The sequence below is a fragment of the Nocardia sp. NPDC058518 genome (genome assembly GCF_042719655.1).
Taxonomy (GTDB): Bacteria; Actinomycetota; Actinomycetes; order Mycobacteriales; family Mycobacteriaceae; genus Nocardia.
In genome coordinates this window covers 413681-437946 of the sequence record NZ_JBHXNJ010000002.1, presented here as the reverse complement: position 1 = coordinate 437946, position 24266 = coordinate 413681, and the positions used below count along the sequence as shown (strand labels likewise).

Annotated in this window: 24 protein-coding genes; 11 read left to right on the top strand and 13 right to left on the bottom strand. The window is 67.5% G+C overall.

The features are described 5' to 3' along the window. Positions 1 to 131: 131 nt before the first annotated feature. The 9 genes from ahcY to cofD all read right to left on the bottom strand — a co-directional run bounded on the left by ahcY (position 132) and on the right by cofD (position 8301). Positions 132 to 1616 carry an adenosylhomocysteinase gene (gene ahcY / locus ACFWPX_RS06725; protein ID WP_378926521.1) on the bottom strand — a complete coding sequence of 495 codons (1485 nt, stop codon included), beginning with the start codon at positions 1614 to 1616 and terminating at the stop codon, positions 132 to 134. Positions 1617 to 1673: 57 nt separating this feature from the next. Then, entirely contained in the window at positions 1674 to 2768 is a 1095-nt protein-coding gene (locus ACFWPX_RS06720) for an alkane 1-monooxygenase (protein WP_378926576.1), read from the bottom strand. Positions 2769 to 2962: 194 nt separating this feature from the next. Next, the gene (locus tag ACFWPX_RS06715; protein ID WP_378916807.1) at positions 2963 to 3622 is read right to left on the bottom strand and encodes a TetR family transcriptional regulator; all 660 of its coding nucleotides are present in this window, start codon (positions 3620 to 3622) and stop codon (positions 2963 to 2965) included. Beyond that, positions 3619 to 3801 (bottom strand): rubredoxin, encoded by a 183-nt coding sequence (locus ACFWPX_RS06710; protein WP_266292625.1) that lies wholly within the window; start codon positions 3799 to 3801, stop codon positions 3619 to 3621. Before ACFWPX_RS06710 ends, ACFWPX_RS06715 begins: the two co-directional genes overlap by 4 nt. Next, on the bottom strand, positions 3798 to 3971 hold the full coding sequence (locus ACFWPX_RS06705; protein WP_358107553.1) for a rubredoxin: 174 nt from the start codon (positions 3969 to 3971) through the stop codon (positions 3798 to 3800). The genes ACFWPX_RS06710 and ACFWPX_RS06705 overlap by 4 nt, the downstream gene beginning before the upstream one ends. Continuing rightward, complete coding sequence (locus tag ACFWPX_RS06700; protein ID WP_378916811.1) at positions 3968 to 5206, bottom strand: alkane 1-monooxygenase; 1239 nt, start codon at positions 5204 to 5206, stop codon at positions 3968 to 3970. Before ACFWPX_RS06700 ends, ACFWPX_RS06705 begins: the two co-directional genes overlap by 4 nt. Before the next feature lie 197 nt (positions 5207 to 5403). Further along, a complete protein-coding gene (locus tag ACFWPX_RS06695; protein ID WP_378926519.1) occupies positions 5404 to 5937 on the bottom strand; it encodes an NUDIX hydrolase in 534 nt (177 codons plus the stop codon). Between the two features lie 34 nt (positions 5938 to 5971). Continuing rightward, complete coding sequence (locus tag ACFWPX_RS06690) at positions 5972 to 7336, bottom strand: coenzyme F420-0:L-glutamate ligase (protein WP_378926518.1); 1365 nt, start codon at positions 7334 to 7336, stop codon at positions 5972 to 5974. Further along, positions 7333 to 8301 carry a 2-phospho-L-lactate transferase gene (cofD, locus tag ACFWPX_RS06685; protein ID WP_378926575.1) on the bottom strand — a complete coding sequence of 323 codons (969 nt, stop codon included), beginning with the start codon at positions 8299 to 8301 and terminating at the stop codon, positions 7333 to 7335. The genes ACFWPX_RS06690 and cofD overlap by 4 nt, the downstream gene beginning before the upstream one ends. 581 nt (positions 8302 to 8882) lie before the next feature. Here cofD and ACFWPX_RS06680 point away from each other — a divergent pair. From ACFWPX_RS06680 to ACFWPX_RS06645, 8 genes are all read left to right on the top strand, one after another. After that, on the top strand, positions 8883 to 9116 hold the full coding sequence (locus ACFWPX_RS06680; RefSeq protein ID WP_133733920.1) for a WhiB family transcriptional regulator: 234 nt from the start codon (positions 8883 to 8885) through the stop codon (positions 9114 to 9116). A gap of 124 nt (positions 9117 to 9240) precedes the next feature. Next, positions 9241 to 9723, top strand: a complete 483-nt coding sequence (locus tag ACFWPX_RS06675; protein WP_194826429.1) for a metallopeptidase family protein — start codon at positions 9241 to 9243, stop codon at positions 9721 to 9723. 124 nt (positions 9724 to 9847) lie between these two features. After that, positions 9848 to 10222, top strand: a complete 375-nt coding sequence (locus ACFWPX_RS06670) for a DUF3499 domain-containing protein (protein ID WP_378917013.1) — start codon at positions 9848 to 9850, stop codon at positions 10220 to 10222. Positions 10223 to 10274: 52 nt separating this feature from the next. Then, entirely contained in the window at positions 10275 to 11654 is a 1380-nt protein-coding gene (locus tag ACFWPX_RS06665) for a phosphomannomutase/phosphoglucomutase (protein ID WP_378926517.1), read from the top strand. Between the two features lie 136 nt (positions 11655 to 11790). Next, complete coding sequence (locus ACFWPX_RS06660) at positions 11791 to 13005, top strand: tobH protein (RefSeq protein ID WP_378916820.1); 1215 nt, start codon at positions 11791 to 11793, stop codon at positions 13003 to 13005. Beyond that, the gene (gene manA / locus ACFWPX_RS06655; RefSeq protein ID WP_378916822.1) at positions 13005 to 14225 is read left to right on the top strand and encodes a mannose-6-phosphate isomerase, class I; all 1221 of its coding nucleotides are present in this window, start codon (positions 13005 to 13007) and stop codon (positions 14223 to 14225) included. Before ACFWPX_RS06660 ends, manA begins: the two co-directional genes overlap by 1 nt. 124 nt (positions 14226 to 14349) lie before the next feature. Beyond that, on the top strand, positions 14350 to 15264 hold the full coding sequence (locus tag ACFWPX_RS06650; RefSeq protein ID WP_378926516.1) for a cation diffusion facilitator family transporter: 915 nt from the start codon (positions 14350 to 14352) through the stop codon (positions 15262 to 15264). 109 nt (positions 15265 to 15373) lie between these two features. Continuing rightward, entirely contained in the window at positions 15374 to 16324 is a 951-nt protein-coding gene (locus tag ACFWPX_RS06645; RefSeq protein WP_378926515.1) for a cation diffusion facilitator family transporter, read from the top strand. Positions 16325 to 16328: 4 nt separating this feature from the next. Here the strand turns inward: ACFWPX_RS06645 and ACFWPX_RS06640 are convergent, their stop codons facing one another. Both ACFWPX_RS06640 and ACFWPX_RS06635 read right to left on the bottom strand, forming a co-directional pair. After that, positions 16329 to 17798, bottom strand: coding sequence for a phytoene desaturase family protein (locus ACFWPX_RS06640; RefSeq protein WP_378926514.1), 1470 nt, complete (start codon positions 17796 to 17798; stop codon positions 16329 to 16331). A gap of 149 nt (positions 17799 to 17947) precedes the next feature. Continuing rightward, the gene (locus ACFWPX_RS06635; protein WP_378916832.1) at positions 17948 to 18520 is read right to left on the bottom strand and encodes a TetR/AcrR family transcriptional regulator; all 573 of its coding nucleotides are present in this window, start codon (positions 18518 to 18520) and stop codon (positions 17948 to 17950) included. Between the two features lie 107 nt (positions 18521 to 18627). Between ACFWPX_RS06635 and ACFWPX_RS06630 the strand changes: the two genes are divergently transcribed. Then, the gene (locus ACFWPX_RS06630) at positions 18628 to 19044 is read left to right on the top strand and encodes a DUF4267 domain-containing protein (RefSeq protein ID WP_378916835.1); all 417 of its coding nucleotides are present in this window, start codon (positions 18628 to 18630) and stop codon (positions 19042 to 19044) included. A gap of 92 nt (positions 19045 to 19136) precedes the next feature. Here the strand turns inward: ACFWPX_RS06630 and ACFWPX_RS06625 are convergent, their stop codons facing one another. After that, positions 19137 to 20501: a cation:dicarboxylate symporter family transporter gene (locus ACFWPX_RS06625; protein WP_378916837.1), complete on the bottom strand. Its 1365-nt coding sequence runs from the start codon at positions 20499 to 20501 to the stop codon at positions 19137 to 19139. A gap of 98 nt (positions 20502 to 20599) precedes the next feature. Between ACFWPX_RS06625 and ACFWPX_RS06620 the strand changes: the two genes are divergently transcribed. Beyond that, positions 20600 to 22153, top strand: coding sequence for an ATP-binding protein (locus tag ACFWPX_RS06620; RefSeq protein ID WP_378916839.1), 1554 nt, complete (start codon positions 20600 to 20602; stop codon positions 22151 to 22153). After that, positions 22150 to 22848 carry a response regulator gene (locus tag ACFWPX_RS06615; protein ID WP_378916842.1) on the top strand — a complete coding sequence of 233 codons (699 nt, stop codon included), beginning with the start codon at positions 22150 to 22152 and terminating at the stop codon, positions 22846 to 22848. Before ACFWPX_RS06620 ends, ACFWPX_RS06615 begins: the two co-directional genes overlap by 4 nt. Here ACFWPX_RS06615 and ACFWPX_RS06610 read toward each other — a convergent pair whose 3' ends face one another. Then, a complete protein-coding gene (locus ACFWPX_RS06610; RefSeq protein WP_378926574.1) occupies positions 22849 to 24177 on the bottom strand; it encodes a cytochrome P450 in 1329 nt (442 codons plus the stop codon). Positions 24178 to 24266: the final 89 nt, after the last annotated feature.

Below are 24266 nucleotides of genomic sequence, written 5' to 3'. Positions count from 1 at the left end.
TGGGGGGGGGCTCCCCCATCCCCACAAAAAAAAACTGTTCCCGCGGGGGCGAGACCGCGGGACCCCCCCGGCGAAACCGGCGGGGGCCCCCCCCCCGGTCGGGGGGCGGCCCCACCGTTGTGTCGTGAGACTCAGTAGCGGTAGTGGTCCGGCTTGTACGGGCCTTCCACGTCCACGTTGATGTACTCGGCCTGATCTTTGGTGAGCTTGGTCAGGGTGCCGCCGAGGGCTTCGACGTGGATCTTGGCGACCTTCTCGTCGAGGTGCTTGGGCAGGCGGTAGACCTCGTTGTCGTATTCCTGCGGCTTGGTCCACAGTTCGATCTGCGCGATCACCTGGTTGGAGAAGCTGTTGGACATGACGAACGACGGGTGGCCGGTGGCGTTGCCCAGGTTCAGCAGGCGGCCTTCCGACAGCACGATGATCGCCTTACCGGACTCCTTGAAGGTCCATTCGTCGACCTGCGGCTTGATGTTGATCCGGGTGGCGTCCGAACGCTCCAGCCCCGCGATATCGATCTCGTTGTCGAAGTGGCCGATATTGCCGAGGATCGAGTGATCCTTCATCGCCTTCATGTGCTCGAGGGTGATGATGTCCTTGTTACCGGTCGAGGTGATGACGATGTCGGCATCGCCGATCGCCTGCTCGACGGTGACCACGTCGTAGCCGTCCATCAGCGCCTGCAGCGCGTTGATCGGGTCGATCTCGGTGACCTGCACGCGCGCGCCCTGGCCCGCGAGCGACTCCGCGCAGCCCTTGCCGACGTCGCCGTAACCGCAGATCAGCACCTTCTTGCCGCCGATGAGCACGTCGGTGCCGCGGTTGATGCCGTCGATCAGCGAGTGGCGGGTGCCGTACTTGTTGTCGAACTTGGACTTGGTGACCGAGTCGTTGACGTTGATCGCCGGGAACACCAGCTCACCCGAGGCGGCGAACTGGTACAGCCGCAGCACGCCGGTGGTGGTCTCCTCGGTGACGCCCTTGACCGAGTCGGCGATGACGCTCCACTTGGTCTTGTCGGCCTCGAGGCTCTCGCGCAGCAGGTCGAGGAACACCGTGTACTCGGCGGAGTGATCGGCGTCGGCGGGCGGAACCACACCGGCCTTCTCGAACTGCGCGCCGCGCAGCACGAGCATGGTCGCGTCGCCACCGTCGTCGAGGATCATGTTGGCCGGCTCGCCCGGCCAGGTGAGCATCTGCTCGGCGGCCCACCAGTACTCCTCCAGCGTCTCGCCCTTCCAGGCGAAGACGGGGATGCCCGCGGGCTCGTCGACGGTGCCGTTCGGGCCGACCACGATCGCGGCGGCGGCGTGATCCTGGGTGGAGAAGATGTTGCAGGAGGCCCAGCGCACGTCGGCACCGAGGGAGACCAGCGTTTCGATCAGGACGGCGGTCTGCACCGTCATGTGCAGCGATCCGGAGATTCGCGCACCCTTGAGCGGAGCGACGTCGTGGTATTCACGACGCAGCGCCATCAGGCCCGGCATCTCGTGCTCGGCGAGGCGGATCTCCTTGCGGCCGAATTCGGCCAGCGAGAGGTCGGCCACCTTGTAGTCGATGCCGTTGCGGACGTCAGCGGTGAGCTCGGTGCGCGCGGGGAGTTCTGAGGTCGTCACGTTGGCTAGGTTACCGTCTGGGGCCGCGCGAGTTCCCGGCTCCGTCGAGGTGGGGCCTCAGGCCGCCGCGCGGTATCGGGCCAGCAACCGTCTCGGCTTCTCGGGCGCGACATTGGCCAGGCTCAGGTCGCCGCCGTAGTGGGCCGCGACGCGGGGGTCCATCACCGCACGCCACAGCGGCGGGACAGCGGCCAGCACGATCATGGTGGCGTACCCGGCGGGCAGCTGTGGCGCTTCCTCGGAGCTGCGCAATGTCTGATAGCGGCGCCCCGGGTTGGCGTGGTGGTCGCTGTGGCGCTGCAGATGGAACAGGAAGATGTTGGTGACCAGGCGATCGGAGTTCCAGCTGTCGCGCGGGGAGCACCGTTCGTAGCGCCCGTTGGGCTTGCGCGCGCGCAGCAGGCCATAGTGCTCGACGTAGTTGACGGTCTCGAGCAGCGCGATGCCGATCGCGGCCTGGATGACCAGCCACGGAAGAATCGACGGGCCGAAGACCAGCGTCAGCGAACCGAAGAGCACCGCCGTCATCGCCCAGGCCTGCAGGATGTTGTTATCAGTGCTCCACCAGCGGCGACCCTGCCGGAACAGCCGAGCGCGCTCGAGTTGCAGGGCCGATCCGAACCCGCCGATCACGCTGCGCGGCAAGAACTCCCACAGCGATTCACCCAGCCGGGCGCTGGCCGGATCTTCGGGGGTGGCGACGCGTGCGTGGTGTCCGCGATTGTGCTCGACGAAGAAGTGCCCGTACCCCGATTGGGCCAGCGCGATCTTCGACAGCAATTTCTCAGCACTCTCCACCCGGTGGCCCAATTCGTGGGCGGCGTTGATGCCGATGCCGCTGACGAAGCCGACCGTGGCGGCCAAGCCGAGCTTGTCGACGAGGGCCAGTTCGGGGCTTGTCCACATGAAGCAGGCCACGCCGAGGCTGATCAGCTGGATCGGCAGGAACAGGTAGGTGCACCACCGGTAGTACCGGTCGGCCGACAGCGCCGCGTAGTCCTCGTCGCGGGGATTGTTGCCGTCTTCACCGACGATCCAGTCCAGCACGGGAATGGCGATCAGGACGATGACAGGTCCGATCCACCAGAACACTTCAGCCTTGGTATGGAACACCAGCTGGGAGGGCAACAGCGCGCACGCCGGGGCGATCAGCCCTAATGCCCAGAGATACCGTTTGGGATCACGAAAACCCCCCGGTTTGCCAACCGTTTGCACACCCGCTCCGCTGTAAAAAGACTAATCGTCGACCGATGTGAATACTGACAGACCGCGGGCGCGTTACACACCGGCAGATCATCAAACGTGGTGATGGTTACACCGGAGCGAATCAAGGCTAGTGACTTCTCTCAGTGATCCACGTCACTCGAGGCGACTCGCATGCCTCGTACCTGCACAATTGCCTCGACATACGGACTGAGCAGGGCGCTCATCTCGGCCGGGGCATCACGTTCGGGCACGGGCGGATTCGGGATGTAGCTCAGCGCGATGCGGACCAGCGCGTGCGCGATCACGTCGGCCTCGGCGTGCGTCGCGTCCACCCAGCTGTGCATGAACACCTCGGTCAGGCGTGCGGTGGCGTGCTCGAGCAGCGGGGCCGCGTCGAGGGTGATCAACCGCAACAGATCCGGCTTCATCTCCCCGCTCAGCAGCGAACGAACCAGCGGGTCGCCCGCGGCGGAGAGAAAGAACCCGGTCATCCCGACCCGGATCGCCGCGCGCGCGTCACCGGCATTGGCGTCGAGCGCCTCGCGCACATGGTCGACGAGGTCGTCGGCCAGGCGCAGCGCGTAGGCCTGCGAGAGCCCTGAGCGCGAGCCGAACTCGTTGTAGAGCGTCTGCCTGCTCACCCCGGCCCTTGCCGCGACGTCACCGAGCGTGACCTTGGACCAGTCACGCTCGGTGAGCAATTCGCGCATCCCGTCCAGGACCGAGTTGCGCAGCAGTTCGCGCGCGGCCTCCTGGTACGGGATGCGCGAACCTGTGCGCGGAGTGCCCGCGACGCTCACGAACGTTCGATCTCGACCATGAAGAAGTCGGACTTGCGGGCACCGCAGTCCGGGCAGGTCCAGTCGTCGGCGATGTCGTCCCAGCGGGTGCCGGGCGCGATGCCGTCGTCGGGCCAGCCCTGGGCCTCGTCGTACTCGAAACCGCACTGTGCGCACTGGTACAGCTTGTAGTCGGTCACAGCGATTCTCCTACCGCCTCGAAGTCGATCTTTTCCCGCACCCCACAGTCCGGACAGCACCAGTCGTCAGGAACGGCAGTCCACAGTGTGCCAGGCGGAAATCCTTCGCGTGGCGCGCCTTTGGCTTCATCGAAGACGAAATCACACACCGGACATCTGTAGGCACTCATGACGTGACCTCGGTTCCGTACTTTTCCAGCACCTGCTCCCGGCGCTTGGGTTCGATATTGGCGCGGGTGACGTCCCCGCCGTAGTGCGCGAGCACGCGCTTGTCCATCACCCGGCGCCAGATCGGCGGGAAGTAGCCGAGCAGGATCATGCTGGCGTAGCCGCTCGGCAGGTTCGGCGCACCGTCCCAGCTGCGCAGCGTCTGGTAGCGCCGGGTCGGATACGCGTGATGGTCGCTGTGGCGCTGCAGGTGGTAGAGGAAGATGTTGGTGACGATGTGGTCGCTGTTCCAGCTGTGCGCGGGCGCCGGTCGTTCGTAGCGTCCGCTCGCGGTCTTCTGCCGGACCAGGCCGTAGTGCTCGAGGTAGTTCACCGACTCGAGCAGGCTGAAACCGATCACCGCCTGCAGGATCAGATAGGGCAGCACCTCGATGCCGAACACCGCGATCAATCCGAGCCACAACACCACCGACATCGCCCAGGCGTTGAGCACATCGTTGCGCAGCGTCCACGGGCTCTTGTCGAGCCGGCCGAGACGTTCCTTCTCGAGGTGCCAGGCCGAGCGCAGGCTGCCCCAGACCGTGCGCGGCCAGAAGGCCCAGAAGGACTCACCGATGCGCGAACTCGCTGGGTCCTCCGGGGTGGCGACCCGCACGTGGTGGCCACGGTTGTGCTCGATGTAGAAGTGCCCGTAGAACGACTGGGCCAGCGCGATACGCGCGAGCCAGCGTTCCAGTTCGACCTTCTTGTGACCGAGTTCGTGCGCGGTGTTGATGCCGATGCCGCCGATCATGCCCACGCTGATCGCGATGCCGATCTTGTCGACCACATTGGCCCCACCGGGGAAGCCCAGCCAGTGCAGGTTCGGCGCGGTGATGATGTAGCAGGCGAAGATCAGTGAGGCGTACTGGAACGGCAGGTACAGGTAGGTGAGGTAGCGGTAGTACTTGTCGTTCTCCAGGTACTCCATCACCTCGTCGGGCGGGTTGTTGCCGTCCGGCCCGAAGAACAGATCCGCCAGCGGGATCACGAGGTAGACCAGCACCGGGCCGAGCCAGAACGGGACCTCGGCGAGGCGATGCCAGCCGAGCTGGTTGAGTCCCCAGATCAGGGGGATCGCGATCGTGAACAGGCCGGTCGGGGCGAACAGGCCCCACAGCCACAAATATCGTTTGGAATCTCGCCACTGCGGCGGCGCGACCCGCTGCTCGGACGCGTTGGCATCAGTCGACATCATCGTCTCCAGTTCCGAGGCACATCTCACACCTGTGATGTGCGTAACTCTCTGTCACAGACGATATGTCCGGATGCGTCCGCTGTCTAGACAAATTTCCCAATTTGTAAAGCAGTGACGGTCCGATAACGCCGACGGCGACCGTGCCCGAACTGGACATGGTCGCCGTCGTTACAGGTCAGTGACCTATTCAGGGGCCTTTACTTTGGGCCTCTGACCGGAAGCAGCACGTCAGCGCCCGGCGGTAGCCCGTCGACCGGCCACCACCGCAGATCGGTCGATTCGGAGCTGCGAACCGGGACCGCGTCCGGCGGTGCCACGATCTCGAAGAGCAGGTCGAGATGCCGCGTCGGCACGCCGAGCGAGCAGGTGATCGGGTGCGCCTGCGCGCCGTAGAGACCGGGCGTGAGGACCAAGTCGGCAATGCCGGATTCCTCCACCGCTTCCCGCAGCGCCGCGTCCTGCACGGTCTTGTCATCGGGTTCGCAGTGACCGCCCAGCTGGATCCAGCGACCGACGCGCGGGTGCAGGGTGAGCAGGATGTCGCGCCGGTCGTGGGACAGCACGATGGCCGATGCGGTGATGTGGCCGGGCGCGTGTTCGCGCAGGCAGCCACGGGGTGCCGAGCCGAGGAAGGCCAGAAACGCTTCGCGCAGTGAGTGATCCGGGCCCGTGGCCGGCTGCCACTCGGTGAGCAACTCGGTCGCCGAGGCGTGCAGCGATTCCGCGCTCATCGGACCGTCTCCGTCATCACGGCCGACTGCGCGCTCACAGTTCCACCAGTTCCGCGCCTGCCGCGCCGACCACTCGCGGGGTGGGCGCTTCGAGTGGATGACCGATCGCGATGGCACCCAACGGCATCCAGTCCTCGTCGAGACCGAGGACCTCGCGCACGATCTCGGGCGCGAAGATGGTCGAGCCGATCCAGCAGCTGCCGAGGCCGTCGGCGGCCAACGCGACCAGCAGGCCCTGCACCGCCGCGCCGACGGCCACCGTGAACATCGTCTGCTCGGCGGCCTGGCGACGAGCGTCGGGATAGTCGTGGGCGCCGTCGGGCACGCAGAACGGGATGATCACTTCCGGCGCGTCGAAAAGGATGCGGCCGCGCGCGATTCGACGCTGCACGCGTTCGGGGTCGAGCCCGTCGGCGGTGAGGTCGGCGCTCCACTTCTCGGCCATGGCCTCGAGCAACTGCGCCCGCAGGGTCGCGCTGCGCAGCCAGACGAAGCGCACCGGGCGGGTGTGGTGCGGTGCGGGCGCGGTGAGGCCGATCGCGACGGCGGCGCGGATCCGGTCCGGGTCAACGGGTTCGTCGGTGAATGCGCGCACCGAACGACGCAGCGGCACAGCCTCTTTGCGACCCTGCTCGAGCGCCTCGGCGGTGCCGAGCCAGAACAGGTCGTCGATGCCGCCGCGCAGCAGCGCCGCCGCGGTGGAACCGTCGTCGTCGGTGTCGAGCCCGCGCACCACCGCCACCGGAACACCGCCGAGCTTGCCCTTGACCAGATCGGCGGCCGCGGCGAGTTCATCGGCGATGGCCACCAGCGTGACGTGCAGTTCGTTGCCCTGTCCGTCGACGGCGCCGTCGTAGTCGTGCAGCACCCGCAAGCCGGCCGACCCGATCGCCGCGTCGATCTGCCCGTTGCGCCAAGCCCGGCCCATGGTGTCGGTGATGACGACGGCCACGTCGACGCCGAGCCGCTGAGCGAGCGCGGTGCGCAGGGCCTTGGCGCTGCCGTCGGGATCGATAGGCAGCAGCACCAATTCGCCCTCGGCCACATTGGAGCCGTCGACCCCGGAGGCCGCCTGCACGATGCCGAGCCGGTTCTCGGTGATGAGGGTGCGGCCCTTGCGGGCGAGCACCCGGACGGCTTCGTCGTCGACGAGTTTGCGACGTGCGGTGTCGCGCCCCTCGGGGTCGATCGGCGCGACGACGATGCGCCCCTCGGCCTTCGACACGATCTTGCTGGTGACCACGATGATGTCACCGTCGGCAAGCCAGGGCGCCTGTGCGGCAAGGTGTTCGGCGATGTCGTCACCAGGCCGGAATTCCGGCAGGCCGTTCACCGGCAGGATCCGCAGCTCGCCTGCGGCGTGGTCGGGCAGCGGGCGAGCCGACTCCTGTGCGCTCATGCCTTCACTCCCGCCAATTCCAGTGCGGCGCGCGCCATTTCAGCGGTCGCCTCGGGGTCGCTCATCAACAGCGGCACGCTGCGCACCTCGACGCCGGGAACATCGGCGGAGTCGGTGGAGTGCACCAGCCACCCGTCGAGGATGCCGGTGGCCGAACGGGCGCCGTAGTGGCGGCCGATCGCCTCCGCGGTGGATTCGACACCGATGGCCGCGAGGCACTCATCGGCCATGCCGCGCAACGGCTTTCCGTCGATCACCGGCGAGAGCCCGATCACCTTGGCTTCGCTGGTGCGCAGCGCGCCCCGGATCCCGGGCACGGCGAGGATCGCGCCGATGCTCACCACGGGGTTCGATGGGGCCAGCAACACGGCGTCAGCGGTGCCTATGATTTCGGTCACATTCGGCGCCGGAGAGGCTTGCTCGGCGCCGATCGAGGCAAATCCGTGGGTCGGAAGGGCCGCGCGATACCGCACCCACCATTCCTGAAAGTGGATCGCGCGACGTTCGCCAGCATTGTCGGGATCGCTGACCACCACGTGGGTTTCGCAGCGATCGTCGGTAGCCGGGATCAGCCGCACGCCCGGTTGCCACCGATTGCACAGCGCCTCGGTGACCGCGGACAGCGGATATCCGGCGCGCAGCATTTCGCTGCGAATGAGATGGGTGGCGATATCGCGATCGCCGAGGCCGAACCAATCGGGCTGGGCGTTGTATTTCGCCAGCTCCTCTTTCGCGTGCCAGGTTTCGTCGGCGTGGCCCCAGCCACGCTCGGTATCGATGCCACCACCCAGGGTGTACATGCAGGTGTCGAGGTCGGGACAGATGCGAAGGCCATGCATCCAGACGTCGTCGCCGACGTTGACGATGGCGGAGATGTCGGCTTCGGGCAGCAGCTGCCGGACGCCTTGGAGGAACCGGGCACCGCCGACGCCGCCGACCAGAACGGCGATCTTGGGCTCGCGCACCGCGTGTTGTGCAGTCACAGGGTCACAGCCTAGTGAGTGGCGGTTGCCGGTTGCTCCCGCGCCGAATTACAGCGAAGTTGCTGATCATTTGCCACAGCACATAACAAGATCAACACGAAAGGCGGGTGCGGAGTGTAACGGAAGGGTGACGGCGGGTTGACCACCGGCAAGTGCGGCGTGTCTAATCACAGACATGTCATTCCGGTCACCGCGAGAGGGCATAGCGCGGGGGCGTTTGCGAGAAGGTTCCAGCTCGCTGAAAACGGACACGGCGCGAGGTCGTAGCGCAGCGGACGTTTGCGAGGGAGTTTTCCACTCGCCGGAAGGCAGGCTCGGGGAAGCCCGCGAGACTACGTCGCGGTGTTGGGCCGTCGGAGTTCTTATCGGACCGACGGAAAGAATCATTCTGCGCTAACACATAGTGAGGAGGCGGAACGATGACCGAAGATCTGGTCTCGCCGACCGATTCCACAGCAGGCGCAGCTCACGCTGTCTGCGCTGACATGAGCTGGCAGGAACCGGACGTGGTAAGCGAAGTCGCGGCTCCCCGGCTGAGTCTGGTCGTCACGGGCTTCGACGAAATGTTCGAGTCGATCGAGGAGCAGTGGCAGGAACGTGCCCTCTGCGCTCAGACCGACCCCGAGGCGTTCTTCCCCGAGAAGGGCGGCTCGACGCGTGAGGCCAAGCGAATCTGCTTGGGCTGTGAAGTACGTGACCAGTGCCTGGAATACGCACTGGCACATGATGAACGCTTCGGAATCTGGGGCGGTCTCTCGGAACGAGAGCGTCGCAGGCTGAAGCGCGGAATCGGTTAAGTGACTGTTCGAAAGTAGACTCTCTCCAGGCCTGGCCCGGAGCCACGCAGGCGCAGTACGTCGGTGTCTCCGGGCGAACGCCCTTGTTGATTTTCACGGTGCAGGCGAGAGAGGTGAAAGACCCATGGCACGTTCCCGGCGTCATTCTCCGGCACCCACCGCTCGTTCGGTGACCCGCCGCGGCCGCGGAGTCCGAGGCCCCATGCTTCCGCCGACGGTGCCCGCGTGGCGCACCAGGGGCCAGAAATTCGATCGGCTCGTACTCGAGGCCTTCGCCCCACTGGACACCCGCTGGCACGATCGACTCACCAAGCTCGATATCGCCGTCGACGATGTACCCAAAATCCGTCCGCTGCATCCCGATTCGGTCACCTGGCCCGACGAGGTCGTCGCCGACGGACCGGTGCCACTGTCGCGGCTCATCCCCGCGGGCGTCGACCGCCACGGTGCGGCCACCCGCGCCAGGGTGGTGTTGTTCCGCAAGCCGCTGGAATTACGAGCCGCCGATCCCGACGATCTGGTCGAGTTGCTGCGCGAGGTACTCGTCCAGCAGATCGCAACCTACCTCGGCGTAGACCCCGACCTAATAGATCCAGAGCCCGAATAGGCGTACCTCCGCCTTCGCTCCGGCCATGCGCAAGACCGACGAACGCTGCGCGACTGTGCCTATTTAGCGCGTGTCCGTATCCACTTTCGGTGCGCGGAGGGTTAATCTCGATGTCGTGATCCCTATGCGTCGTTGCTGCCGACCCGGCTGCAAGAACCCGGCTGTAGCGACGCTGACTTATGTGTACTCCGACTCGACCGCCGTCGTCGGACCCTTGGCCACCGTCGCCGAACCACACTCCTGGGATCTCTGCGAAACGCACGCCTGCCGCATCACCGCGCCCAAGGGCTGGGAACTGGTCCGCCACGAAGGCGGCTTCTCCTCGAGCACCCCGGACGACGACGACCTCACCGCCCTGGCCGAAGCGGTCCGCGAAGCCGGCCTGCGCCGCCGCCCCGCCGAGGCCGACCAGCCGGGCTACCGCGACAACGCCCCCTCGGCCCCCCGCACCGCACGCACCGGCCGCCGCGGCCACCTACGCGTTCTGCCAGATCCGTAACTAGCCCGGCCAGGATCCCGAAGAGTCGGTGGAGCCCGCTAGGGTAATCCATATGACGACCCTCGCGCGCTCTGGCGAACTCGTGAATGCCGTGATCAAGGCTTATGACGTCCGCGGGGTGGTGGGCGAACAGATCGACGAGGCGTTCGTCGGCGATGTGGGTGCATCCTTCGCTCGCCTGATGCGCGAAGAAGGCGCCACCCGCGTCGTGATCGGCCACGACATGCGCGATTCGTCCCCCGCGCTGTCCCAGGCTTTCGCCGCGGGCGTGCAGGCCAACGGCCTCGATGTGGTGCACATCGGCCTCGCCTCCACCGACCAGCTCTACTTCGCCTCCGGCAAGCTCGGCTGTCCCGGCGCCATGTTCACCGCCAGCCACAATCCGGCCAAGTACAACGGCATCAAGCTGTGCCGGGCGAACGCGCTGCCCGTCGGCCAGGACACCGGGCTGGCGACCATCGCCGCCGAGGTCATCGCGGGCGTGCCCGCCTACGACGGCATGCCGGGCACCGCGACCACGACCGATCTGCTCGCCGACTACGCGACCTACCTGCGCGAGCTGGTGAACCTCGACGAGATCCGCCCGCTCACCATCGCGGTCGACGCGGGCAACGGCATGGGCGGCCACACCGTGCCCGCCGTGCTGGGCACCCTCGCCCCCGTGACGATCGTGCCGCTGTACTTCGAGCTCGACGGCTCGTTCCCCAATCACGAGGCCAACCCGCTCGACCCGAAGAACCTCGTCGACCTGCAGGCGCTCGTCCGTTCCAGCGGCGCCGACATCGGCCTCGCCTTCGACGGCGATGCCGACCGCTGCTTCGTCGTCGACGAGCGCGGCGAGCCGGTCTCCCCCTCGGCGATCACGGCCATCGTGGCGCAGCGTGAGCTGGCCAAGGAGCCGGGCGCCACGGTGATCCACAACCTGATCACCTCGCGCGCGGTGCCCGAGCTCGTCGAGGAGCTCGGTGGCAAGCCGGTGCGCACCAGGGTCGGGCACTCGTTCATCAAGCAGGAGATGGCTTCGACCGGCGCGGTGTTCGGTGGCGAGCACTCGGCGCACTACTACTTCCGCGATTTCTGGGGTGCCGACTCGGGCATGCTGGCCGCGCTGCACGTGCTGGCCGCGCTCGGCGAGGGCCCGCGTCCGGTCTCGGACCTGATGGCCGCCTACGACGTGTACGCCGCCTCGGGCGAGATCAACTCCACCGTCGCCGACGCCGCCGACCGCACCGCCGCCGTGCTCGCCGCGTTCGCCGATCGCACCGAGTCGGTGGACCGGATGGACGGCGTCACGGTCGACCTGGGCGGCCATGCCTGGTTCAACCTGCGCGCCTCGAATACCGAACCGCTACTTCGACTCAATGTCGAGGCCGGATCGCAGGACGAAGTAAACGCACTCGTGACCGAGATCCTGAGCATCGTCCGCGCCTGACTGGGAAGATGAAACCAGTAGCAGTGGAATCACATGCCCGGTATTCGGCGACGGCAGATTACGAGCATTGCCGGTGCACGGCTGGAATAGTGGAGTCACAGACGACACAGCGCGATGAGGGGAGGTGGATTCGGCGATGATCGCTGGAACACCGGTATTCGACCTCGACGATGCCGAGTCGCTGGCGGCGGCCGACACCGGCGGCGCCCTGCGCTCGGCGGCATCAGGCGGCGCCCAGGTGCGTGCCACGGCCGCCGCGGTCGCCGAAACCTCGCTCATCGAACGCCTCTCCGGCCTGCGCCCGCGCAGCCTGGTGCTGGTCGCCGGCTCTGGTCGCGCCGCGCGCGCGGCGGGGCTGCTGGTCGCCACGCTCGGTGACCGGGCGGGGCTGCCGATCGTGCCCGTCACCTCGCTGCCACCGTGGGTCGGCCCGCTGGACGTGGTCCTTGTAGCCGGCGACGACGCGGGCGATCCGCGGCTCATCGACGCCGTCGACCGTGCGCTGCGCCGCAGCGCCGAAGTGGTGATCGCCGCGCCCAACGAGGGTCCGTTGCGTGCGGTCGCCGCCGGTCGCGCGATCGTGCTCGAACCGCGGGTGCCCGTGCTCGACCACAATCGGCTGCTACGTTTCCTCGCCGTCGGGATCGCGGTGTTACGTGGTGTCGACGCCCAGCGCAGCGGCCCGGCCACTCCCGATCTCACCGCGCTGGCCGACATGCTCGACGCCGAGGCACTGCGCGACGGCCCGACCAACGAGGTCTTCCACAACCCGGCCAAGACGCTCGCCGCGCGCATGCACGGTGTGGGTATCGTCCTCGCGGGCGACTCGCCCGCCGCGGTCGAACTGGCCGGTCACGGCGCCGAGGTGCTGCTGCAATCGGCGGGCAAGCTGGCTTCGGCCGCCGATCTCGCCGACGCCGTCGCCGCGGTCGGCCGCCTGGCCGCGACCACCGGTGGCACCGCGCCCGGTTTCGACCCGCTGTTCCACGACGAGGAGCTCGACGGACCCGCCCCGGTCGACCGGGTGCGGGTGCTCGCCTTGAGCGTGCACCCCGATCAGGCCGCCGCCCGGCGCAAGCTCGCGGTCTTCGAAGGCGCGGGCGCGGGACTGGTCGACGCCGATCTGGTCCATGCCGATGTCGATGTGCTGCAATCCCAGCTCGCCGACCCGGGTGCCCCGATCGAACGAACCGCTGCCGAGTCCGCCGCAGGGGGCGGTCACGGCAGCGAACTCGAGCAGCTGGCCGTGCTCGCGCTGCGGCTGGACATGGCCGCGGCCTATCTTCGGCTGACCGGTGCGCGCGGTGTCGCCGCGCCCGAACCGGATCGATACGACGGGGGACGCTACTAGTGCAGGAACTCGTTGGTGCGCTGCGTTCCTACGCATGGGGGTCGCGCACCGCGCTCGCTCAGCTGTGCGGAAGGCCGGTGCCATCGGCCCATCCCGAAGCCGAACTCTGGTTCGGCGCGCACCCGGCCGATCCCGCGCACGTGAAGACCGACTCGGGCAAACGCTCACTGCTCGAGGTACTCACCGCCGACCCGGCGGGCGAATTGGGCGCGGTGGCCGACACTTTCGGCACCCGGCTGCCGTTCCTGCTGAAAATCCTCGCCGCCGAGGAACCGCTGTCGCTGCAGGCCCACCCGAGTTCGGCGCAGGCGCGCGCCGGATTCGAGCGGGAGAACCGCACCGGGGTCGCGCTGGATTCGCCGCTGCGCAACTACCGCGACGACAGCCACAAGCCCGAACTCGTTGTCGCACTGGAGCGTTTCGAGGCACTGGCCGGGTTCCGCGACCCGCATCGCACCGTCGAGTTGTTGCGCGCGCTCGACGTGCCCGGCCTCAATATCTACGCCGAACTGCTTGCCGCCCAGCCCGATTCGGCCGGTCTGCGGACCCTGTTCACCACCTGGATCACGCTGCCGCCCGCCGCGCTGTCGAAGCTGCTGCCCACGGTGCTGGAGGGCTGTGTGCAGTACCTGTCCGGCAAGGGCGCACGTGCGTTCACCGCCGAGGTGCGGACCGCGCTCGAACTGGCCGAGGTCTACCCCGGCGACGCGGGTGTCCTCGCCGCGCTCCTGCTCAATCGGCTCACGCTCGAACCGGGCCAGGCGCTGTTCCTCGCGGCCGGCAATCTGCACGCCTACCTGCGTGGGGTCGGCGTGGAGATCATGGCCAACTCCGACAACGTGTTGCGTGGCGGGCTCACCCCCAAACACGTCGACGTGCCCGAACTCCTGCGGGTGCTCGACTTCGAACCGATCGACCTGCCGGTGATCGAACCCGAACCCGGCGACGACGGCGGTATCCGATATCGCACGCCCGCACCGGAATTCGCACTGTGCCGTTTCGACCTCGCCGCCGAGGACGAGCCGGTCGTGCTCGCCGACGCCGGGCCTGGCATCGTGCTGTGCACCGCGGGCACGGTCGAGCTCTCCGAGAACGGACGCACCCTCGTCGTCGAACGTGGCGGCGCGGCCTGGATCTCCGCCGCCGACACCGACATCAAAGCGCGCGCGCTGCGCGGGCCCGCCCAGCTGTTCAGCGCCTGCGTCGGCGACGGCAACTGAGCTGCGCCCGAGGCGAAACCGCCGCCGTCACCGCGGCACTGCGCGCGAGACAAATGACCGCATCGCGGCTGTGTCCTACTAGGCTGTGGCGAGTCGTGTTCAGTGAACAGAAGGGCGGGCCGGCATGTCGGCTGGTGGTGGCAAAAAGGCGATCGTCGCGGCGTTGGTGGCCAACGCGGGGATCGCGGTGGCGAAGTTCGTCGGCGCGTTCATCACGGGGTCGGCATCGATGATGGCCGAAGGCGTGCACTCGGTCGCCGACACCTCGAATCAGGGCCTGCTGCTGTTCGGGCAGAAGGCCGCCGCCAAGGACGCCGACGAGCTGCACCAGTTCGGGTACGGCCGTAACCGCTACTTCTACTCGTTCGTCGTGGCGCTGGTGCTGTTCACCCTCGGCTCGGTGTACGCGATCTACGAAGGCATCCACAAGATCCAGCACCCAGAGGAGCTGAGTCAGCCGATCGTCGCGGTCGTCATCCTCGTGATCGCGATCGGCCTCGAGACCTTCAGCTTCCTCACCGCCGTGCGCGAATCCCGGCCGCTCAAGGGCAATGCGAGCTGGTGGCGGTTCATCCGCAACTCGCGCAGCCCCGAGCTGCCGGTAGTGCTGCTCGAGGACACCGGCGCACTGATCGGTCTGATCCTCGCCCTCGGCGCGGTGGGGATGACCATGATCACCGACGACCCGATCTACGACGCCATCGGCACCCTGTCCATCGGCGTCCTGCTCGGCATCATCGCGATCGTGCTGATCGTGGAGATGAAGAGCCTGCTCATCGGTGAAGGCGCCACCCCCGAACAGGGTCGCGCCATCCACGAGAACCTGGTCGACGGCACCAAGATCACCTCGGTGATCCACCTCAAGACCCAGTACATCGGCCCGGAGGAAATGCTGGTCGCCGCCAAGGTCGCCATCGCGGCGGACCTCGACATCGCCGGAATCGCCGAAGCCATCGACGCGGCCGAAACCCGTGTCCGCGCCGCGGTCCCGACCGCCCGCCTGATCTACCTCGAGCCAGATCTCTACAGAGTCAACTAGCGGCTGGCGCCGCGGTTCTCGGCGCTCAACTCCGCGCCGAGAACGTCGAGACCGCCGACACGGGCTGAGGTCAGGAGGGTGCGCGGGCGCCCAGCGGTAGCCTCCCGATATGGCCGAGCAAGGTGGAGACAGCAAGATCGCGATCATCGCCGCGCTCGGGGCGAACGCGGGCATCATGGTCGCGAAGTTCATCGGCGCGTTCATCACCGGTTCGTCGTCGATGCTGGCCGAGGCGGTGCACTCGGTGGCCGATACCGGCAACGAGGCGCTGCTGCTGGTCGGGCGCAATCGAGCCGAGCAGGCGCCGGACACACTGCACCCGTTCGGGTACTCGCGCAATCGGTACTTCTATTCGTTCGTCGTCGCGCTCGTGCTGTTCGTGATGGGCTCGCTGTTCGCGATCAACGAGGCGATCCACAAGATCCGGTTCCCGGAAGAGATCGAATCGCACTGGGTCGCGATCGGGATCCTCGGTGTGTCGTTGGTGTTGGAGAGCGGCAGCTTCCGCACGGCGCGCAGACAGTCGGCGCCGCTGAAGGGTAAGCAATCGTGGTGGCATTTCATCCGCCACACCCGCAATCCTGAACTGCCCGTGGTGCTGCTGGAGGACGCGGGCGCGATCATCGGACTGCTGTTCGCCCTCATGGGCGTGAGTCTGTCGGTGCTCACCGGCAACGCGGTGTGGGACGGCATCGGCACACTACTCATCGGCATCCTGCTCGGTGTGAACGCCGTGATCCTGATCGTGGAGACCAAGAGTCTGCTGATCGGTGAGGGCGCGACGGCCAAGGACGACACCGCGATCCGGTCGGCGCTGCTGGCCGATCCGCGGGTCGAGCGAGTCATCCGGATGCAGACCCAGTACCTCGGGCCGCAGGACCTGCTGATCAACGCCGAGATCGCGCTGCACGCCGGCCTGGATATCACGCAGGTGTCCGAGGTGATCAAGGCCGCGGACCTGCGCATTCACGCCGCCGTGCCGAACGCGTGCACGATCTATCTCGAGCCCGATCTGTTCGAGCCCGGCAAGGTCCACGACGCACCGATGAAGCCGAGCTGAGCGGCTACCGGTAGGCCGGTGCCTCGCCGCGCAACAGGTCGAGCGGGTCGGTGACGATGCCGAAACGGTTGCGCAGCAGGTGTTGTGCCGCGTGCAGTCCCGGCATCCCGTGGACGCCGGGCCCCGGTGGGGTCGACGACGAGCACAGGTAGGTGCCCGGAATCGGGGTGGAGTAGGGGTTCCAGCGGGCAAGTGGCCGGAACAGGGTCTGGCGTGTGGTCATCGCGCCCGCCGAGATGTCGCCGCCGACGTAGTTGGCGTTGTGCGCGGGCATGAACGCCGCCGGTCGCACGTGTTTCGCGAGGATCAGGTCGCGGAAACCAGGCGCGAAGCGTTCGACCTGGTCGATCACCTGGTCGCTGATATCGCGATCGGTTCCGTTGGGAACGTGCGCATAGGTGTAGAACGTCTGCTGCCCCTCGGGCGCCCTGGTGGGGTCGACCACGCCGGGCTGAATGGCCAGGACGAACGGTCGATCGGCGAATCTTCCTGTGGCGACCTGATGTTCGGCGTGCATGGCCTGTGCCCTGGTGCCGACCAGGTGCAGGGTGCCCGCCAGGTCAGCGCCCGGCGCGGCCCACGGCACCGGACCCGACAGTGCGAAGTCGACCTTGCAGGCGGCGTTGCCGTACCGAAAACGCCCGAGGCTGTTGCGATATCGCGACGGCAGCCGGTCACCGGCGATGCGAAGGAGTTCGGCGGGCGAGGTGTCGAACAGCACCGCGCGCGCGGTGGCGAGTTCGGCGAAATCGTCGACCCGGTGCCCGGTGAGCACCTCCCCACCGAGGCTTTCGATCTCGGCGATCATCGCGTTCGGGATCGCCTGACTGCCACCGCGGGGAATCACCCAGCCGCCCGCGTGCGCGAGGGTGCCGAGCAGCAGGGAGGCGCCCACCGCGGGGAAGGCGCGCGGTGAGGTGATGGCGTGGGCGGCCACACCGCTGAACATCGCGGGCGCGACGTCACCGCTGAAACGGTTGTCGGACAACGGGGATGCCTGTTCGAGCAGTCTGGCCGCGAACTTGATGCCCGTGCCGACGCGCAGCGGTGGGTGCCGCAGATCCGACATGGCCAGCTCGACCACCTCGGGCCAGTGCTCGACCAGCGGCGCGAACAGGTCTCGCCACGCCCGGCCGTCGCGCCCGAGGTCGGTGACCGTGGATTCGAGGTTGCGCCAAGCCAATCCGGCGATCCCACCATCGAGGGGGTGTGCGTAGGAAACGGTCGGGGCGAGCAGTTCGACGCCGTGCGCCTCGAGATCGAAGGCGCGAAAGAAGGGTGACGCCAACGCCATCGGATGCGCACCGGCACAGATGTCGTGATGGAATCCGGGCAGGGTCAGCTCGGCGGTGCGCGATCCGCCGCCTGCTTGCTCCTGCGCCTCGAGGACCCGCACCGACAGCCCGGCGCGAGCGGCGATCACCGCCGCGGCCAGACCGTTCGGCCCCGACCCGACCACTATGACTTCGGCCATTGCCGTCCCTTCGCATGCCTACCTGTTCCAACCTACGCGGAGCCGACCCGCGCGCCGATGAGTTTTCACTCACCGTGCCGAGCATCCGCAGCGCCGAGCGTTGCGGTGTGTCTCTACGAAGGGCGGCCCCGCCTCGAGCGCGCCAGCGCTCAATCCTGAACAGCCCCGTCGACCAGCAAGGCGATGCGCCGTTCGCGGAGTTCGGGGCGCAGCCGCGCGCTGCGCTCGAGGGTCGCGAGGCCGTGCAGGGAAGCCCAGGCGACTTCGGTGCGGGCGCCGAGGTCGTCACCTTCGGCGTACGGGGTGAACATCGCTTCCAGACCGGCGAAGGCGTCGCGCAGGGGTTGCGGCGCGTCGAGGCCGAACTCGAGGTCGGTCTTCTGCTCGAAGATGGCGTCGTAGCGGGCCGGGTTGTCGGTGGCGAAGTCGAGGTAGGCGCGGGCGACATTGGCGACCACCTCGGCATGAGTGGTCGCCGCCTCCCTGGCCACCTTCAGTTTCTCGGCGAACTCGACACAGCCCTGCAGGGCAACGGCGCCGACGATCGCCGCCTTGTTCGCGAAGTGGCTGTAGAGCACGGGCTGGCTGTATTCGATGCGGTCGGCCAGTTTTCGGATGGTGACCGCGTCCCAGCCGTCCGCTTCGGCCATCTCCCGTGCGGCGTCGATGATCCGCTGATGCCGTTCGGCGCGGTCGCGTTCCTTGCGCTGTTGTGTACTCATGCTTGAAATTCTAGCAGCGCTAGACAAGATAGCGGGGGTGGGTTATGGTTCTCTCAACACCTAGCGCCGCTAGATTTCAGAGCACAGTGAAGATTCAGGAGCACAACATGACCACCTCACGCATCGCCACCGCCCTCTCCCTGCTCGGCGGGCTGTTCATCATCTACGTCGGCATCAACTACCTGATCGCCCCGGAGGCGACGGCCGCCGGCTTCGGCCTGCCCGCTGTGCCCGAGGGCGACGCGGTGGCGTTCCTGAACCTCAAGGGCGTCCGTGACATCGTCAGCGGCTTGGTGATCCTCTCCCTGCTCGCCACCAAGCAGCGCTTCGCGCTCGGCGTCGTCATGCTGGCCACCTCGCTCACCCCGTTCGGCGACATGACCACCGTCCTGAGCTGGCAGGGCTCCACGGCCACCGCGCTCGGTGTCCACGGCTTCACCGCGGTGCTGGTCGCGCTGGCCGGTGTGCTGCTGATCCGTGAGCGCCGCGTGAGCTCGACCGAGCGCCCACTCGTCGCGGCATGAGCCACCGCCGATGAATTCCCTGCCGCCACGGCTGAGGATCTGAAGCCACCGAAAGGCCCCGCGATTTCTCGTCGCGGGGCCTTTCGGCTATCTCAGTGCACGTCGACCACCTGTGCCGGAACAGGTTTCGTGATGTCGACGGGCGCATCGACCTCGTGGTCGTCGACCATCGTCTCCTCGTCGAAGGGCAATTCCCGGTCGAGTACGCGGCGGGTCCGGTCGGCGTCGACGGTCTTGGTCCAGGTTCCGATGAGCAGCGTGGCCACCGCGTTGCCCGAGAAGTTGGTCAGCGCACGGGCTTCGGACATGAAGCGGTCGATACCGACGATCAGGCCGACACCGTCGAGCAGGTCGGGGCGATGACTCTGCAGTCCGCCCGCGAGGGTGGCGAGCCCGGCGCCGGTGACGCCCGCGGCACCCTTGGACGCGATGATCATGAACAGCAGCAGACCGATCTGTTCGCCGAGCGCGAGCGGCTTGCCCATGGCGTCGGCGATGAAGATCGAGGCCATCGTCAGGTAGATGGCGGTGCCGTCGAGATTGAACGAATACCCGGTCGGCACGACAACACCCACGGTGGTGCGCTCCACACCCGCGTGTTCCATCTTCGCGATCAGTCGCGGCAGCGCCGACTCCGACGACGAGGTCGCCACGATCAGCAGGTACTCACGCGACAGATACCGGCACAGCTTCAGGATCGAGACACCCGAGACCATCCGCAGGATCACGCCGAGCACACCGAACACGAACACCAGACACGTCAGATAGAACGCGATCATCAGCGTCGCCAGCTGCACCACCGCCGACCAGCCGGTGCGGCCGACCACATTCGCGATCGCGCCGAACGCGCCGATCGGCGCCAGCCACAGGATCATCGACAGGATCCGGAACACCAGCTTCTGGCCCAGCGAGACCGCGCGCAGGATCGGCGCGCCCGCATCACCCATCGCCTGCACGGCGAACCCGACCAGCAGCGCGACGAACAATGCCTGCAGCACGCTGCCAGCCGTCAGCGATGACACGAGCGTGGTCGGCACGATGTTCTCGATGAAGTCCCACGTGCCGCCCGCACTGTGCGCCTGATCGGCGTATTTCGCACCCGCCCCCGAGGTACCGACGTCGAGTCCTTCGCCCGGATCGATGAGGTTGCCGACGACGAGCCCGATGCCGAGCGCGATCGTCGACATCGCGAGGAAATAGCCGATGGCCAGGCCACCGACCTTGCCGACCGTGGCGGCCGCGCGCACCGAACCGATGCCCAGGACGATCGTGCAGAAGATGACAGGTGCGATCATCATCTTGATCAGGTTCACGAACACGGTGCCGAGCGGCGCCAGTGACTGACCGAATTCCGGGGCCACCCGGCCGACAACGACGCCGGCCACGACCGCGACGATCACCGCGATGTACAGCCAATGGGTATGGTCGCGTTTCCGCGCTGCGGTGGTATCACTCATGCCGACGAGCATGAGGAACTATTGTGACGGCCGTCACTTTGGTCCATAAGTTTCATATCTGCGCATAACGTTCGAGAAATCCAGGTCGGAGGCAAGAGGTGCGACGAGGACGACTGTCGCTCGCGGGACAGGCCTTCGTATGGCAGCTGGTGGTGCTGGGGCTGCTGATCGCCGTCGGCACCATCCTGGCCGTGTTCGATGCCAGGCGCGACCACGACGTGGCCGCGGAAATGCAGGTCAGGGATGTCGCGGTGACGGTGTCGCGGTCGCCGTCGACCCTGGCCGCGGTGAACTCGCCCTACCCGAGCGGGCTGCTGCAGCCGACCACCGAGCGGATCAGAGCGGCCACCGGCATGGACTTCATCGTCGTGATGGCACCCGATCGCACGCGCTACACCCACACCAACCCCGACCTGATCGGCAAGCCGTTCGTCGGCAGCATCGACGGTGCGCTGGCAGGCCAGACCCTCACCGAGACCTTCACCGGCACCCTCGGCCCCTCGATCCGCGCGGTCACCCCGGTCTACGACAACGGCCGGGTGGTGGCGCTGGTCTCGGCCGGTGTCACCCGAGCCAAGATCAGCACCCAGGTGGCCTCCCAGCTGCCGCTGATCCTCGGGGTGGCCGCGGTGGGTCTCGCGCTGGCCGCGCTGTCGTCGTTCCTGATCAGCCGCAGGTTGCGGCGCCAGACCCACGGCCTCGCCCCCGACGAGCTGCGCGCGCTCTACGAACACCACGACGCGGTCCTGCACTCCGTGCACGAGGGCTTGGTGGTGTTCGGCGCCCAGGCAGAGGCCGCTGAGGTGGTCAACGATCAGGCGCGCACCCTGCTCGACCTGCCCGACGGGCCCGTGCACCGCAGTGACCTGCCCATTTCGCTGCAGCAGATGAGCGGGGGCGTGGTGCGCGACGAGACGCACGTGACCACCGACCGCATTCTGCTGGTCAACCAGGACCTGGTCAGCTGGGAGGGCCGCGAGATCGGCACCGTGCTCACCATCCGCGATCAGACCGAACTGCGCGCGGTGCTCGGCGAGCTCGACTCGGTGCGCAGCTTCGCCGAATCGCTGCGCGCCCAGGCGCACGAGGCCGCCAACCGGCTGCACACCGTGGTCACCATGGTCGAACTGGGCCGCCCCGACGAAGCGGTGGCCTTCGCGACCGCGGAGCTGCAGCTCTCGCAGGTGCTGATCGACCGATTGCTGGCCGCCGTCGGCGACGCGGCGCTGGCCGCGCTGCTGCTCGGCAAGGTCGACCAGGCCGCCGAGCGCGGGGTGAGCCTGGCCATCAGCGAGGACACCGCGCTGGACTCCACCGATCCACTGTCCGCGCACGAGACCGTGACCCTGGCAGGCAACCTGATCGACAACGCGATCGACGCGGCGGCGGGCACCGTCGACAAGCGCGTCGAGGTGTCGGTGTGTCATCGTGACGGCGCGTTGTGGGTCCAGGTGTCCGACAGTGGACCCGGTATGTCGGCGCAGATGTTCTCGCGTGCCGCCGAACGCGGCTACACCACGAAATCCGACCACGCGGGCCTCGGCCTCGCTCTGGTGCACCGCCTCGTCGACCGACATCGCGGCACCATCACCACCACGGCCGCACCACACAGCGCGGTCATCGTTCGCATTCCGCTGAGGGAGACACCTTGATCCGGGTTCTGATCGTCGAGGACGAGCCGTTGATCGCCCAGGCCCACCGGGCCTATCTCGAACGGCTCGACGGTTTCGTCACCGGTGGCGTCGTGCACACCGGACGCGATGCGCTGCGGGTGGCAGCCGAGGCGATCGCCGACGGCAATCCGTTCCATCTGGTGCTGATGGATATCGGGCTGCCCGATATCAGCGGGCTCGATGTGGCCGCCGCGCTCAACGGGCTGCAACCACGCCCCGATGTCATCGCGATCACCTCCGCGCGCGAGCTGAACATGGTGCGCAGTGCGGTGGCGCACGGTGTGGTTCTGTATCTGCTCAAGCCGTTCACCTTCGCCGCGTTCCGCGAAAAGCTCGAACGCTACCGCGGTTTCGACACCGCGCTGCCAGCCGGCGAGGCGGCCCTTTCGCAGTACGACATCGACCGCGCGCTCGGTGCGCTGCGCACCGCCGACCAGCGCGCCGGTGCGCCGAAAGGCGTTGTGCAGCACACCCTGGAGGAGGTGTCGCGCGCGGTTCGCTCGGCCGAATCCGGGATCACGGCCACCGATGCCGCTGCGGCCGTCGGTGTTTCGCGGATCACGGCATGGCGGTATCTCGAGAAGCTCGCCGACGACGGACTGGCCGAGCGCCGAGCCGATTACGGCCGCGCCGGTCGCCCGAAGACCCGCTACCGCTGGCGCGCGAGCACCTGACTAGGCCGGACGTGCGGCGCCCGCGAGATCGTCGGGCGCCGAGGTGCGCGCGACCGGTCCGAGATCGACCGGCATGTGCTCGAACCCGTGCAGCGTGAACAGCTTTCGGCGGACCGGCTCGCCGCGCAAGCGCAGATTCGGGTAGCGGGTGTAGAGCGCGCGCAGGGCGTGTACCGCTTCCATTCTGGCCAAGCTCGCACCGAGGCAGGAGTGCACACCGCTGCTGAATGCCAGGTGATCCTTGGCATTGCCGCGGTCGATGTCGAAGCGGTGCGGGTCAGGGAAGACCGCCGGGTCGCGGTTGGCTCCGGCCAGCGACAGAATGACCGTGCTGTCCGCACGCACCCGCACACCATCGATGTCGACATCCTCGAGCGTCTGGCGTGCGGTGGTCTGGACGGGTGGATCGAACCGCAGGGTCTCCTCCACCACGTCGGGCCAGCGTTCGGGGTCGTCCTGGGCGAGGGCGAGCTGGTCGGGATGGGCCGACAGCGCGGCGACCGCATTGCCGATCAGATTGACCGTCGTCTCGAATCCGGCGCCCATCAGCAGACTCGCGCCCGCCTGCAGTTCCGGCAGACTCAGATCGCCCGAGCTGACCAAGGTGGACAGGATGTCCTCACCCGGTGCGCGCCGCAGCGTGGCGATGTGGTCGGCCAGGTAGTCGTCCATCGTCTCGGTCGCGGCCATCGCCGCCCGATACGACCGCCACGAGGTGCCGAGATCGAGCAATGGCGTCATCTTGTCGCCCCACCGGAGAAACATCTCGTGGTCCGCGGGCGGGAAGCCGAGCATGTCGGCGATGATCGCGATCGGCACCCTGGCCGCGAAATCGGTGATCAGATCGACCGAGCCGTCCGCGGGCATCGCCGCGAGCAGTTCGGCGGTGACCACCTCCACCCGCTCACGCAGCCGGGCGATAGCGCGCGGGGTGAATGCCGAGGCCACCGGCTTGCGCATCCGGGTGTGCTCAGGCGGGTCGAGGACCAGCATGGACGGCGGCTCGACCGGGTTCGGTGGCACCGTGACCCGCGCGGCGAGCTTGCGCCACGGTGCGGGCAGATCTGCGTTGAGGGCCGGTCGTACGCCGAATCTGGGATCGCGCAGGATCGCTCGAACCTGCGCGTGATCGAACGTGGCGAACGACACCGACGTCTTGATCAATCCGCCGCGACCACGCAGTTCATCGATCAGCGGATAGGGATCGTGCAAGCCCTGCTGACCGCTGAGCAACGTCGCGAACGGATCGCCGCGACGCACCTGCCACCGAAGGATCGCCCGCGGCGCTCCGTGCTCCGCCGACCATCGAACCCAGTACTGCGCAATCATCGCCACCCCTGCCACTCTGCCGAAGTCTTGCTTCCACAGTACGGACGGGATGTGACACGCGACACGTCCCCGAGGCGGACCCGAACCTA